Origin of the sequence: Mycolicibacterium grossiae, assembly GCF_008329645.1 — a bacterium.
In the GTDB taxonomy this organism is placed as follows: domain Bacteria; phylum Actinomycetota; class Actinomycetes; order Mycobacteriales; family Mycobacteriaceae; genus Mycobacterium; species Mycobacterium grossiae.
The window spans coordinates 423,248-436,379 of record NZ_CP043474.1; the positions used below are offsets into that span (position 1 = coordinate 423,248).

Consider the following 13,132-nt stretch of genomic DNA (forward strand, 5'->3'; position numbering starts at 1 on the left):
TGCTCCTTCTCGCGAAACGTTCGGCGACCACTCTACCGGCGGCATGATGAAGGCATGCAACTGACGCATTTCGGCCATTCCTGCCTGCTGGCGGGATTCGGCGACACCACGGTGCTGTTCGACCCGGGCACGTTCTCCCACGGTTTCGAGGGCATCACCGGCCTGTCGGCGATCCTCATCACCCACCAGCACCCCGACCACGCCGACGTCGAGCGGCTGCCCGCCCTGCTGGAGGCGAACCCGGGGGCTGCGCTGTACGCCGACCCGATGACCGCAGCCCAGCTGGGCGACGCGTGGACGGCCGTGCACGCGGGCGACGCCTTCGAGATCGGGGATCTAACGGTGCGCGGCGTCGGCGGGACGCACGCCGTGATCCATCCGGAGATCCCGGTCATCGACAACATCTCCTACCTCGTCGGCGACGGCGACCATCCGGCGCGGCTCATGCATCCGGGCGACGCGCTGTTCGCGCCGGGCGAACCGGTGGACGTCCTGGCCACGCCGGCCGCCGCACCGTGGATGAAGCTCTCCGAGGCCGTCGAGTACCTGCGCGCGGTGGCCCCCGCCCGCGCGGTGCCGATCCATCAGGCCGTCGTCGCCAAGGAGGCCCGCGGCATCTACTACGGCAGGCTCTCGGAGATGACCGACACCGACTTCCAGGTGCTCGACGAGGAGAAGGGTACCGAGTTTTGACCGCTGACCGGCTCGTCTTCACCGGTCACATCGCGGGTTTCGGCACCGGGTCGGGCGTCCGGATGGTGGTCGGCTCGTGGCGCGAGTCGCCGTTCGGGCGCTTCGCCGACGTCATGGTGGAGACCGCCGACGGCACCCGCACGCTGCTCGCGCCCAACGACGAGGTCGCCGAATTCGTCTCCGGCACTTATTCGTTCGACCGCGTCGTGCTCGGCGACGTGACCGTCGTGCACCACGTCGACGGATTCACCGTCGCCGCCCCGGAACTCGAGGTGCGCGCGACGCTCGGCGGTCCCGCGCCGTTCGACTGGCTGCTTCGGCTGGTGCCGCCACGGTTGTCCCGGGAACCGTGGTGGCTACGGGCCATCGATCCGGTCGCCGCCCGGCTGGTCGCCGGCGTGCGGACCGCGGGCAGCGCGGGTAACGGCCGCCGCGAGTACTACGGGGTGCGCCGTACCCGACGCATCGCTGCGGTCGCCGGCAGCTTCCGTGGTGCACCGCTGGGCGGCGTCGCACGGCTGGATCCGCCGGTGCGCTTCGGCTTCTCCTCGGCGCCGCCGACGCCGCAGCTGGTCTCGGTCACCACGACCATCGACATGCCCCGCTAGGCGGGACGGTCAGGCGGTGTCGCGGGCGGCCGCCCGACCGGCGGCGCGGCCGGAGAACACGCAGCCGCCGAGGAACGTGCCCTCCAGCGACCGGTAGCCGTGTACGCCGCCCCCGCCGAAACCGGCCGCCTCCCCGGCGGCGTACAGGCCCGGCAGCGCCGACCCGTCGGCCGTCAGCACCCGGGAGTCGAGGTCGGTCTCCAGCCCGCCCAACGACTTTCGCGTCAGGATGTGCAGCTTCACGGCGATCAACGGCCCCGCCTTGGGGTCGGTCAGCCGGTGCGGCGCGACGACGCGGCTGATCCGGTCGGCGAGGTAGTTGCGCGCCCCGCGGATCGCGGTGATCTGACTGTCCTTGGTGTAGGAGTTCGCCACCTCGCGGTCACGGGCGGTGACCTCCTCGGCGACGACGGCGTAGTCGAGCGGCAGCACGTCGGGCACCGCGTTCATCTTCGCGACCAGCTCGGTCAGCGTCGTCGCACTGACGAAGTCGATGCCCTCGTCGACGAACCGCTGCACCGGTGGCGGCGCGCCTTTGCGGATGCGGCCGGCCAGGTCACGGAGGCTGCGGCCGGTCAGGTCCGGGTTCTGCTCCTGCCCGGAGAGGCCGAACTCCTTGGCGATGATGCGGGCGTTCAGCACGAACCACGTGTAGTCCTGGCCGGTCCGGGCGATGTGCTCGAGCGTGCCCAGGGTGTCGAACCCGGGGAACAGCGGCGCGGGCAGCCGCCGGCCGTGCGCGTCCAGCCACAGCGAGGACGGGCCCGGCAGGATGCGGATGCCGTGCCGCGGCCAGATCGGGTCGTAGTTGGTGATGCCCTCGGTGTAGTGCCACATGCGGTCGGCGTTGATGAGCCGACCGCCCGCCGCCTGGCTGATGCCGAGCATCCTGCCGTCGACGTGGGCGGGCACCCCGGAGAGCAGCTGCTCGGGCACCCGGCCCATCCGCGCCGGCCAGTTCTGCCGGACGAGATCGTGATTGCCGCCGATGCCGCCGCTCGCGACGATCACCGCCTGCGCGCTGAGGTCGAAGTCCCCGACGACGGTTCGCGACGACGCGACGCCACGCGCCACCGAGGTCGGTTCGAGGACGGCGCCACGCACGCCGGTCACGGTTCCGTCGGTCACCACCACCTCGTCGACGCGGTGCCGGTAGGCGAATCGCACACGCGGGTGGTTCCGGAGCCGGCGGGCGAAGATCTCGACGATCGCGGGGCCGGTGCCCCAGGTGATGTGGAACCGCGGCACCGAGTTGCCGTGCCCGCGGGCGCCGTAGCCGCCGCGCTCGGCCCACCCGACGAGCGCGAACGTCTGCAAGCCCCGCTCGCGGAGGTAGCTGCGCTTCTCGCCGGCGGCGAAGTCGACGTAGGCGTGCGCCCACTGCCGCGGCCAGTGATCCTCGGGCCGGTCGAAGTCGGCCGCGCCCAACCAGTCCTGCAGCGCCAGCTCGTGGCTGTCCTTGATGCCCAGCCGGCGCTGCTCGGGGCTGTCGACGAAGAACAACCCGCCGAACGACCAGTACGCCTGCGCACCGACGTTCTGCTCGTTCTCCTGGTCGACGATCAGGACCGACCGGCCACGCTCGGCCGCTTCGCAGGCGGCGACCAGACCGGCCAGCCCGGCGCCCACCACGATGACATCAACGTCCGCCATGGACGCCACGGTAGACCCCGGAGGTCAGGCGGCGTCTGTGAGAGCGCGCATGGGCGCCCACCGGTACACCGCGGGTGTGCAGCGGTGCACGAGCGCCAGGTCGACGGCGTCGAGGACGGCCTGCCGCGGGCCCGGCCGCTTCAGCTGGCTCGCGGCAACCGCGATGCGTACGGTGCCCGGCCGGCGGGCGGTGCGGTCGGCGGCGAGCACCAGGGTGCGGCACCACCACGGCTCGGTGAGGAAGCCCTCGCCGATGCCGAGCACGCGAGCACGCAGCGTCGACTCGCGCACCAGGTCGGTGATGCCGCTGTCACCGGCCAGCAGCCGGAAACCATTGCGGGGCAGGGCCGTGACGACGCCGTGGGACACCGTCCAGCCGGGTGCGGCGAACACCCGGGTGCGCAGCCCGAGGTGTTCCATGACCCGGTCGGCGCCCATCAGACGCAGGTTCGCCTCGTGCGCGGGCAGGCTCGCGAACTCGCCGCGGCGCTTCTTGGTCGCCGCCTCGTCGTAGCCGTGCAGCACCACCGCGTCGCCGTCGTCGCGGCGTCGGGTCAGCCAGTCGACGGCGGTCGGGTCGGCATCGAGGCGGTAGTCGCCCTTGAGGCGCGGCGCCACCAGGTAGGACACCGGGACGCGTCGCCGTTCGAGTTCGGCGCGGAAGTCCGCGACGTCGCTCAACGTGCGGTCCCTGATCCCGGAGATCGAGACGATCAGTTCTCCAGCCACGAACCGAGTATGGCAACGCCAGGTGTCCCCCGGGTTGCGGACACGTGGGGTTCAGTTGACGTCTTGGCCGACTCAGTCCGGCAGCACGGCCTCGATGGCCTCGATCACCTCGGCGGCGTCCGGTTCGGTGCGCGGCCGGAACCGGTTGACCACCTCGCCGTCGGGGCTGACCAGGAACTTCTCGAAGTTCCACTGCACGTCGCCGGCCTCGCCCGCGGCGTCGGGCGCCTTGGTCAGCTCCGCGAAGAGCGGGTGCCGGTCGGCGCCGTTGACGTCGGTCTTCTCCAACAGCGGGAACGTCACCCCGTAGGTGGAGGAGCAGAATTCGGCGATCTCGTCGGCCGTCCCGGGCTCCTGGCCCATGAACTGGTTGCACGGGACGCCGACGACCGTGAGTCCGCGCCCGCGGTAGTCCTCGGCCAGCTTCTCCAGGGCGGTGTACTGCGGGGTCAGCCCGCACTTGGACGCGACGTTCACGACGAGCGTTGCGCCGGCGGCCAATTCGCTCAGCGACGTGGGCTTGCCGTCGAGTGTGTTCAGGGGGATGTCGCGGATGCCGGACGAGGTCACGCCGTCGACGCTAACACCGGTCGGCCCCGGGCGCGGCCGGTTGCGCCTCAGGCGGGCGACGTCCCGTCGAGGTCGCCGGTCTGCCCGCGTCCGTAGTGGTCGGGGTCGGCGGTCGCCAGAACCCACGCATACTGGAACGCCGCTTCCCGCCACCGCTCGTAGCGCCCGCTGATGCCCCCGTGACCGGCCACCATCTCCGTCTTCAGCAGCACCGGGTCGACACCGGCGTGCCGCAGCGCGGCGACCCACTTCGCGGGCTCCACGTAATACACCCGGGTGTCGTTGAGCGACGTCATCGCGAGGATCGCGGGATACCGCTTGGCCTCCACGTTCTCGTACGGTGAATAGGACTTCATGTAGTGGTAGACGTCCTCGTCGGCCAGCGGGTTGCCCCACTCGTCCCATTCGGTGACCGTCAACGGCAGCGACGGGTCGAGGATCGTCGTCAGCGCGTCCACGAACGGCACCTGCGCGAGGATCCCCGCGAACGCCTCGGGTGCCATGTTGGCCACCGCGCCCATCAGCAGACCGCCGGCGCTGCCGCCGAGGGCCACCAGATTCTCCGCGCGGGTGACCCCGTCGTCGACGAGATGGGTTGCCACGTCGATGAAGTCGGTGAAGGTGTTCTTCTTGTTCAGCAGCTTGCCCTGCTCGTACCACGGCCTGCCGAGTTCACCGCCGCCGCGCACGTGCGCGACGGCGAACACCATGCCGCGGTCGAGCAGCGACAGCCGGGCGATCGAGAAGCGCGGGTCCTCGCAGGATTCGTAGGCGCCGTAGCCGTAGAGCAACGCCGGCGCCGGGAACGCGAGCCCGGCACGGTGGATGATCGACACCGGGATCCGGGCGCCGTCGGCCGCGACGGCCCAGTCGCGGCGCTCGACGTAGTCCTCCGGCCGGTAGTCACCGAGAACGGGCTGCTCGCGCAACAGGATTCGCTCGCCGGTCGTGAGGTCGAGGTCGTAGACGCGCAGCGGCACGACGAACGACGTCGTCGCCACCCGCAGCCGCGGCGCCGACCAGTTCGGGTTGCCCGCCAGTCCCGAGGAGGTCAGCTCGGTGTCGAACTCGACCTCCTCCGGGCGCCCGTACTCGCCGTCGCCGACGATCGGCCACAGCTGGATCTTCGGCAGCGCCTCGCTGCGGTAGCTGACCACCAGCAGGTTCTCGAACGCGTCGACGGCGTCGAGCCGGACGTCGTCGCGGTGCTCGATGAGCGTGCGGAAGGCGGTCGGATCGCTGACCGGCGCCTCCACCAGCGTGAAGTTCTCGGCGCCGTCGTTGTGCAGGATGAGGAACCGGTCCTCGCCGCCGATCACGGCGTGTTCGGCGGAGTACTCGACCAGCTCGCGGCGCGGCAGGACCGGCGTGAACGTGGCTTCCGGGTCCGCGGCGTCGCCGTAGAGCATCTCCGAGGTGACCGAACTGCCCGCGGCGATGAACACGTACCGGTTGCTGCGCGACCGGCCGACGCCGATCCAGAAGCGCTCGTCGGGTTCGTGGTAGACCCGCTCCCCCGGCTGGCCCGCCCCGAGCCGGTGTCGCCACACCGTGTCGGGACGCCAGGCGTCGTCCACGGTGACGTAGTAGACGGTGCGGTTGTCGGCCGCCCACGTCACCCCGGCGCCGATGCCGGTGAGGGTGTCGTCGTAGACCTCGCCGGTGCGCAGGTCCTTGAACCTCAGCGTGTACCGCTCGTCGCCCGTGACGTCCACCGACCAGGCGAGCGTGTGCCCGTCGAGGCTCACCGACGCCGCGCCGAGGGAGAAGAACTCGTGGCCCTCGGCCTCGACGTTCTCGTCGAGCAGCACCTGCTCACCGGGGATCTCGGTGATCTCGTCGAAACGCGGCGGCGTCCAGTCGTCCGGGTCGGTCACCGGGCAGCGGCACTGCACGCCGTACTGCTTGCCCTCGAAGCTGCGGCCGTAGTACCACCAGTCGCCGCGGCGGGTGGGCACCGAGAGGTCGGTCTCCTTGGTGCGGGCCTTGATCTCGTCGAAAATCTTCTGCCGCAACGGTTCCAGGGCGGCTGTCTGCGCCTCGGTGAACGCGTTCTCCGCCTCCAGGTAGGAGATCACCTCGGGGTTGGTCTTCTCCCGCAGCCACTCGTAGGGGTCGACGAAGACGTCCCCGTGGTGTTCGCGGCGGTGCTCGACGCGCTTGGCGACCGGCGGCGTGGCAGTCGACTCGGTCACGCGGCACCCAGCCAATCGGCGAAGGAGAGACCCGAGATGCGTTCGTAGGCCTCGACGTAGCGGGCACGGGTGGCCGCGACGATGTCCGGGGGCAGCGGCGGCGGTGGCGCCTCGCCGTGACGGTCCCAGCCGGAGTCCGGGCCGGTGAGCCAGTTGCGGACGAACTGCTTGTCGAAGCTCGGCTGCACCTCCCCCTCGGCGTAGGTGTCGGCGGGCCAGTAGCGCGACGAGTCGGGCGTGAACACCTCGTCGGCCAGCACCAGCGTGCCCGCGTCGTCGGTGCCGAACTCGAACTTGGTGTCGGCGATGATGATCCCCTTGGTCAGTGCGTGGTCGGCGGCGCGGCGGTAGACGTCGAGGGTCGCCTCGCGCAGCTGCGCCGCGCGCTCGGCGCCCACCATGTCGACCACCCGCTCGAAGCTGATGTTCTCGTCGTGGTCGCCGAGTTCGGCCTTCGTGGCGGGGGTGAACAGCGGCTCGTCGAACTTGCTCGCCTCGGTCAGGCCGTCGGGCAGCGGGATGCCGCAGACGGCACCGGTGGCGCGGTAGTCGATGATGCCCGAGCCCGTCAGGTAGCCGCGTGCGACGCATTCGACGGGCAGCATGTCCAGGCGGCGCACCACCAGCGCCCGGCCGAGCACCTCGGCGGGGATCCGCTCGTCGTCCGGCGGTCCGGCGAGGTGGTTCGGCACGTCGAGCAGGTCGAAGAAGAACACGCTCATCGCGGTCAGGATGCGACCCTTGTCGGGGATCTCGCTGTCGAGGACGAAGTCGAACGCCGAGATGCGATTGCTCGCCACGAACAGCAGGTGATCGGCGTCGATGCGGTAGATCTCGCGGACCTTCCCGCTGGCCACGTACTGGTAGTCGCTCAGAGCCGGGCGCATCCGGCAACACTATCTGCTGGGATCGAGCCATGAGTTCTCGCTACGTGCCGTACGCCACCACGCCCGGCCGCCTCCTCGTCCAGCTGCTCAGCGACGTCGTGGTCCTGCTCTGGTCGGCCGCGTGGCTGTTCGTCGGGGTGGCGGTGCACTCCGCGGTCGCGACCATCGCCGAGGTGGGCCGTCAGGTCAACGACGGCGCCAACGGCGTCGCGAACAACCTCAGTTCGGCGGGCGACAACGCCGACGACTTCCCCTTGGTCGGCGACGCCCTCGCCAAACCCCTGCGGGCCGCCAGCGAGGCGGCGCTCGGCATCGCCGGCGCGGGGCAGAACCTCGACAGCACCGCCACCTGGCTGGCGGTCGTGCTGGCGCTCGCGGTCGCCGCGCCGCCGATCCTGTTCGTCGCGATGCCGTGGCTGTACCTGCGGGTGCGGTTCCTCCGCCGGAAGTGGACGGTCGTCACGCTGGCGGCCACCCCGGCCGGCGAGCAGCTGCTCGCGCTGCGCGCCCTCGCCAACCGCCCGCTGCGCAAGCTCGTCGACGTCAGCATCGACCCCGTCGGCGCCTGGCGCCGCGACGACGCCATCGCCGTCCGCGGCCTCGCCAACCTCGAGCTGCGCAGCGCAGGCGTCCGCCGCCTCCCCCGCGATTCGTGAGCGCTTTCGCTCGCTCACCGAACGTTTCCGCTCGTGAATCGCACCAATTGCGTCGATGGGGAACCGCTCCCCCGCCGTCGGCGTCCAACGGAACGTGCTCGACGACTACCTCCGCCGCCACGATGGCGTCATCACGCTCGCTCAGGCGCGAGCCGCCGGGCTGAGCGATCAGGCCGTGCGACGGCGGGTGGCGGCCGGCGCTTGGCGACGCTGCAGTGCGGGCGTCTACTTCGTCGACGACCGACCCTTCACCGATGCCGCACGCATCCGGGCTGCGGTGTGGGGCTACGGCCGTCATGCCACGGCCTGGGGACTGACGGCGGCCTGGTGGCTGCACGTGACGACCTTCGCGCCGGACGTCGTCGAAGTCACCGTCCCGCTCAGCAGTCACGGGCGGCGGCGCGTCGGCTCGCGGCTGCGGCGGCGGGACCTCGACCCCGCCGACGTGGTCGAGCACCGCGGGCTCCGGGTGACCGCCGTGCCGTTGACCGTCGTCGAGGCAGCGGTCCGTCGACGTGGCGGCGCCCAGCTGATGGACCAGGCGCTGCAGCGGCACGCAGAACTGCCCGCCCTGTGGACCGCCCACCTCCGCAACAAGGGCCGGCACGGGTCACCCGCGGCACGTCAGCTCCTCTTCGCCGCTGACGACGGCGCACGGTCAGAGGCCGAACGATTGATGGTCCGCGTGCTCCGCGCCGCCAAGATCACCGGGTGGCGGACCAATCAACGCGTCGCCGGCTACGAGGTCGACGTACTCTTCCGCGACGCCCGAGTCGCCATCGAGGTCGACGGCTTCGCCTTTCACACCGACGCGGAGACGTTCCAACGGGACCGCACGAAGCAGAACGCCTCGCCCTGGCCGGCTACCAGGTCCTGCGCTTCACCTGGCTGGACCTCACCGAGTACCCGCAACGGGTCGTCGTGGAGGTCCGCCGCGTAATTTCTGAGCGCTCGCGTTCGCTGAGCGACTGAAAGCGCTCAGAAATCGCAGGAGAGCTCGACCACCAGGTGCCGGATACCGGTGTGCCGGTTGCTGCGGGTCCACTCGACGGGCTGCACCAGCCGCGCCGAGGAGAACCGCGTCAGCAGCTCCTCGAACAGCACGCGCAGCTCCAGCCGCGCCAGGTTGGCGCCCAGGCAGTAGTGCACGCCCTGCCCGAAACCGAGGTGCGGGTTGGGTTTTCGCGTGATGTCGAAGACATCGGCGTCGTCGAACGCGAGGGGATCCCGGTTCGCCGAGCCCTCCCAGATCTGCACCTTGTCCCCGGCGGCGATGTCGCAGCCGCCGAGGGCGACGTCGCGGGTGGCGGTACGGCGCTTCGACGGTGACGGCGAGGTCCATCGCACCATCTCCTCGATGGCGACGGGCAGCGCGTCGAGGTCCGCCCGCACCGCCCGCAGCGCACCGGGGTTCTCGATCAGCGCCAGCAGACCGCCGGCCACCGCGTTGCGGGTGGTCTCGGCTCCGGCGCTGAACAGCAGGCTGAAGAAGAGGTACAGCTCGAGGTCCGACAACGCGGACTCACCGGTGGCGTTGGCGACGATCGACAGCATGTCGTCGGTCGGTTCGGCGCGCTTGGCCGCGATCAGCTCCTGCCCGTAGGCGTACATGCGCGCACCGGCCTCCTCGGCCGAGACGTGCCCGAGCGCCGAGACGTGCCCGACCGCCGACGCGTGCCCGGGTGCCGCGATCTGACCGACCGTCGCCGAGCGCGATCCGCCGAAGTCGAACTGCGGCTCGATCGCGCGAAACAGCCAGTGCCGCTCGGTCTCCGGCACGCCGAGCAGGATGCAGATCATCTGCATCGGCAGTTCGGCGGCGACGTCGACGAGGAAGTCGAACGGCTCCCCCGGCGTCACCGCGTCGAGCAGCGTCCGGGTGCGCGCACGCAGGTCGTCCTCGACGCGGCGGATCATCCGCGGCGTGAGCCCGGAGCTGACCAGCCGCCGAATCCGGGCGTGACGTGGATCGTCCATCATGTTGAGCACCTGACCGGCGATCGCCAGGTCCTGCAGCAGCGTGCCGCCGAACGGCCGGGTACCGCCGGTCACCGAGGAGAAGGTCTCCGGGTCGCGCAGCACCGCGAGCGTCTCGGCGTGAGTGGCGACCGACCAGAAGCCCTCGCCGTCAGGCGTGTGCTCGGTCGGCTGGTGCCAGTACACCGGCGCCTCGCGGCGGTGCACCGCGAACAGGTGGTGCGGGAAGCCCGACGCGAACTCGTCCAGATCGGTGAAGTCGATCTCGGCGAGTCGGCGGCCTCCCGCAGCCATCAGAGGATGTCGCCCGAGGTGTACGCGGCCGCCTCGGGGTAGCGGCCGACGAGGTCCTCGACTGCGGCGACCACCGAATCCACCTGCGCCGCAGCCGCTCCCGTGAACGCCGCACGGTCAGCGAGCGCGGCGTCCAGAGCGGCACGATCCAACGGCAGCCGCGGATCGGCGGCCAGCCGATCGAGCAGGTCGGGTTCGCGGCCCTCCTCGCGCATGGCCAGGGCGACGGCCACGGCGTGTTCCTTGATGACCTCGTGGGCGGTCTCGCGACCGACGCCGGCGCGCACGGCGGCGATGAGGATCTTGGTGGTGGCGAGGAACGGCAGGTAGCGGTCGAGTTCCCGCTGGATCACCGCGGGATAGGCGCCGAACTCGTCGAGCACGGTCAGGAACGTCTCGATCTGGCCGTCGACGGCGAAGAAGGCGTCGGGCAGCGCGACGCGTCGCACCACCGAGCAGAACACGTCGCCCTCGTTCCATTGCGCGCCGGCGAGTTCGGCGGCCATGGACCCGTACCCGCGCAGCACCACCTGCAGCCCGTTCACCCGCTCGCAGGAGCGGGTGTTCATCTTGTGCGGCATGGCCGACGACCCGACCTGCCCGGGAGCGAAGCCCTCGGTAACGAGTTCGTGGCCCGCCATGAGCCGGATGGTGTGCGCGAGCGACGACGGTCCGGCACCGAACTGCACCAGGGCCGAGACCACCTCGTGGTCCAGCGAGCGCGGGTAGACCTGGCCGACGCTGGTGAACACCTCCGAGAAGCCCAGGAACTCGGCCACCCGTCGTTCCAGCTCCGCGAGCCGCGAGGTGTCGCCGTCGAAGAGGTCGAGCATGTCCTGTGCGGTGCCCATCGGCCCCTTGATGCCGCGCAGCGGGTACCGGTCGATCAGTTCGGCCAGCCGGGTCAGCGCCAGCATGGTCTCCTCGGCGGCCGAGGCGAACCGCTTGCCCAGCGTGGTGGCCTGCGCGGCGACGTTGTGCGAGCGCCCGGCCATGACGACGTCGCGGTACTCGGCCGCCCGGGCGGCCAGCCGCGCGGCGACGGCGACGCCGTGTGCGTGCACCACCTCCAGTGAGCGGCGGATCTGCAGCTGCTCGACGTTCTCGGTGAGGTCGCGGCTCGTCATGCCCTTGTGCACGTGCTCGTGGCCGGCGAGGGCGTTGAACTCCTCGATGCGGGCCTTCACGTCGTGCCGCGTCACGCGCTCGCGGGCGGCGATGGAGGCCAGGTCGACGGTCTCGAGCACCCGCTCGTAGTCGGCGACCACGCCGTCGGGCACCGGTACGCCCAGCTCGGACTGCGCGCGCAGCACCGCCAGCCACAGCCGTCGCTCGGCGACGATCTTCGCCTCGGGCGACCAGATCGCGCGCATCTCCTCGCTGGCGTAGCGGTTGGCCAGGACGTTCGGGATGGTCACGGACACACAGCTTACGACGGGCTAGCCGGGCCCCTCGCCGAGATGCGTCGGGTCGGTGATGTGCTGCCCGCGGATGCCCAACTGCCGGTTGATCAGCGCGGTGATGCCGTACAGCACGACGCCGACGATGATCAGCGCGCCCGCCAACAGGTACTGCGACGCCGGGCGACCGGAGAACGGCAGCACCAGGTACGCCGAGGCCAGTGCGCCGAGCACCGGGAGCACGGTCGGCGTGCGGAAGTGCCCGCCGGTCGCGCGCACGTCGCGCCGCAGCACCAGCACGGCGATGTTGACCACGGTGAACACCATGAGCAGCAGCAGTGACGTGGTGCCGCCGAGCACCGACACCGCGGACTTGCTGGCGAAGGCCGACACGTACAGGATCAGCCCGAAGGCGATCACCGTGGTGAACAGGATCGCCACCCAGGGCGTCCGCCGGGTGCGGTGCACGGCGCCCAGCACCGGCGGCAGCACGTGCTGGCGGGCCATGCCGTAGATGAGCCGGCTGGCCATCAGCATGTTGATCAGCGCGGTGTTGGACACCGCGAACATCGTGATGAACGGGAAGATCTCGTCGATCGGCAGCCCCGGCGCGGCGGCCTCGACGACGTCGACCAGCGGCGTCGAACTGGCCTGCAGCGCGTCGAGCGGAACCAGGGCCACCGCGATGATCGACACCAGCACGTAGACGACACCGGCAATGCCCAACCCGCTCAACAGGACTCGCGGGAAGGTGCGCACCGGGTCCTTGGTCTCCTCGGCCATGTTCGCCGAGTCCTCGAAGCCGACCATCGCGAAGAACGCCAGCGACGTCGCCGCGGTGACGGCGACGAACGTACTGCGCTCGTCCTCGCTCTCGAACACCATCGTGCGGGAGAGGTCGAAGTCGCCGCCCTGGGTGAAGGCCCACAGGCCGACGAGGATCACCACGCCCAGACCGGTGATCTCGACGATGGTCAGCACCACGTTGAGCTTCACGCTCTCGCTGACGCCGCGGAAGTTGATGGCGGCCAGCACGGCCATGAAGGCCAGCGCGATGGCCGCGACGGCGAGCTTCTCCTCACCGAGGTCGAAGCCCTTGAGGAAGTTCGACGCGAAGGCCTGCGACGCCGTGGAGGCCGACGTGATGCCCGAGCACATCACCACGAACGCCACGATGAAGGTGAAGAAGTGGATGCCGAACGCCTTGTGCGCGTACAGCGCAGCGCCCGCCGCCTGGGGGTACTTGGTCACCAGTTCGAGGTAGGAGAACGCGGTGACGGTCGCGATGAGGAACGCCACCAGGAACGGAAGCCACGCCGCCCCACCGACTTCCCCGGCCACCTGACCGGTCAGCGCGTAGACGCCGGTGCCGAGGATGTCGCCCACGACGAACAGCAGCAGCAGCCCGGGCCCCATGACCCGCTTGAGCTGTGGCTGCTCGGTGACGGTGGTGGACTCGCTCATGGCACC

The 13,132-nt window shown here is 70.6% G+C and carries 11 protein-coding genes and 1 pseudogene; 4 read left to right on the forward strand and 8 right to left on the reverse strand.

Features of this window, described 5'->3' with window-relative positions:
* Positions 1–54: 54 nt before the first annotated feature.
* Positions 55–693, forward strand: a complete 639-nt coding sequence (locus tag FZ046_RS02120; RefSeq protein WP_149484177.1) for an MBL fold metallo-hydrolase — start codon at positions 55–57, stop codon at positions 691–693.
* Positions 690–1,301 (forward strand): hypothetical protein, encoded by a 612-nt coding sequence (locus FZ046_RS02125; RefSeq protein WP_246182886.1) that lies wholly within the window; start codon positions 690–692, stop codon positions 1,299–1,301. The genes FZ046_RS02120 and FZ046_RS02125 overlap by 4 nt, the downstream gene beginning before the upstream one ends.
* 9 nt (positions 1,302–1,310) lie before the next feature.
* Here the strand turns inward: FZ046_RS02125 and FZ046_RS02130 are convergent, their stop codons facing one another.
* From FZ046_RS02130 to FZ046_RS02150, 5 genes are all read right to left on the reverse strand, one after another.
* Entirely contained in the window at positions 1,311–2,954 is a 1,644-nt protein-coding gene (locus tag FZ046_RS02130) for an FAD-binding dehydrogenase (protein WP_070353620.1), read from the reverse strand.
* A 24-nt stretch (positions 2,955–2,978) separates the two neighbouring features.
* Positions 2,979–3,683 (reverse strand): DUF2334 domain-containing protein, encoded by a 705-nt coding sequence (locus FZ046_RS02135; protein WP_070353621.1) that lies wholly within the window; start codon positions 3,681–3,683, stop codon positions 2,979–2,981.
* A 72-nt stretch (positions 3,684–3,755) separates the two neighbouring features.
* The gene (locus tag FZ046_RS02140; RefSeq protein WP_407664465.1) at positions 3,756–4,238 is read right to left on the reverse strand and encodes a glutathione peroxidase; all 483 of its coding nucleotides are present in this window, start codon (positions 4,236–4,238) and stop codon (positions 3,756–3,758) included.
* A 62-nt stretch (positions 4,239–4,300) separates the two neighbouring features.
* Positions 4,301–6,448: a S9 family peptidase gene (locus tag FZ046_RS02145; RefSeq protein ID WP_070353623.1), complete on the reverse strand. Its 2,148-nt coding sequence runs from the start codon at positions 6,446–6,448 to the stop codon at positions 4,301–4,303.
* Positions 6,445–7,335 carry a phosphoribosylaminoimidazolesuccinocarboxamide synthase gene (locus FZ046_RS02150; RefSeq protein WP_070353624.1) on the reverse strand — a complete coding sequence of 297 codons (891 nt, stop codon included), beginning with the start codon at positions 7,333–7,335 and terminating at the stop codon, positions 6,445–6,447. The genes FZ046_RS02145 and FZ046_RS02150 overlap by 4 nt, the downstream gene beginning before the upstream one ends.
* Positions 7,336–7,364: 29 nt before the next feature.
* Between FZ046_RS02150 and FZ046_RS02155 the strand changes: the two genes are divergently transcribed.
* Positions 7,365–7,991, forward strand: coding sequence for a hypothetical protein (locus FZ046_RS02155; protein ID WP_070353625.1), 627 nt, complete (start codon positions 7,365–7,367; stop codon positions 7,989–7,991).
* 94 nt (positions 7,992–8,085) lie between these two features.
* Positions 8,086–8,963 (forward strand): annotated as a pseudogene (locus FZ046_RS02160) (DUF559 domain-containing protein).
* 6 nt (positions 8,964–8,969) lie between these two features.
* On the opposite strand, the gene FZ046_RS02165 reads toward FZ046_RS02160, so the two are convergent.
* Genes FZ046_RS02165 through FZ046_RS02175 form a run of 3 tightly spaced genes read right to left on the reverse strand, consistent with a single transcriptional unit; the run spans position 8,970 to position 13,126 of the window.
* Entirely contained in the window at positions 8,970–10,262 is a 1,293-nt protein-coding gene (locus FZ046_RS02165) for a cytochrome P450 (RefSeq protein ID WP_070353626.1), read from the reverse strand.
* Positions 10,262–11,680, reverse strand: a complete 1,419-nt coding sequence (purB, locus tag FZ046_RS02170) for an adenylosuccinate lyase (protein WP_070353675.1) — start codon at positions 11,678–11,680, stop codon at positions 10,262–10,264. The genes FZ046_RS02165 and purB overlap by 1 nt, the downstream gene beginning before the upstream one ends.
* A 21-nt stretch (positions 11,681–11,701) precedes the next feature.
* Positions 11,702–13,126, reverse strand: coding sequence for an APC family permease (locus tag FZ046_RS02175; RefSeq protein ID WP_070353627.1), 1,425 nt, complete (start codon positions 13,124–13,126; stop codon positions 11,702–11,704).
* Positions 13,127–13,132: the final 6 nt, after the last annotated feature.

Excerpts from the sequence above, each read along its gene's own strand:
- FZ046_RS02120 (WP_149484177.1), top strand. The coding sequence starts at position 55 with ATGCAACTGACGCATTTCGGCCATTCCTGCCTGCTGGCGGGATTCGGC.
- FZ046_RS02165 (WP_070353626.1), bottom strand. The coding sequence starts at position 10,262 with ATGGCTGCGGGAGGCCGCCGACTCGCCGAGATCGACTTCACCGATCTG.
- FZ046_RS02130 (WP_070353620.1), bottom strand. The coding sequence starts at position 2,954 with ATGGCGGACGTTGATGTCATCGTGGTGGGCGCCGGGCTGGCCGGTCTG.
- FZ046_RS02175 (WP_070353627.1), bottom strand. The coding sequence starts at position 13,126 with ATGAGCGAGTCCACCACCGTCACCGAGCAGCCACAGCTCAAGCGGGTC.
- FZ046_RS02150 (WP_070353624.1), bottom strand. The coding sequence starts at position 7,335 with ATGCGCCCGGCTCTGAGCGACTACCAGTACGTGGCCAGCGGGAAGGTC.
- FZ046_RS02155 (WP_070353625.1), top strand. The coding sequence starts at position 7,365 with ATGAGTTCTCGCTACGTGCCGTACGCCACCACGCCCGGCCGCCTCCTC.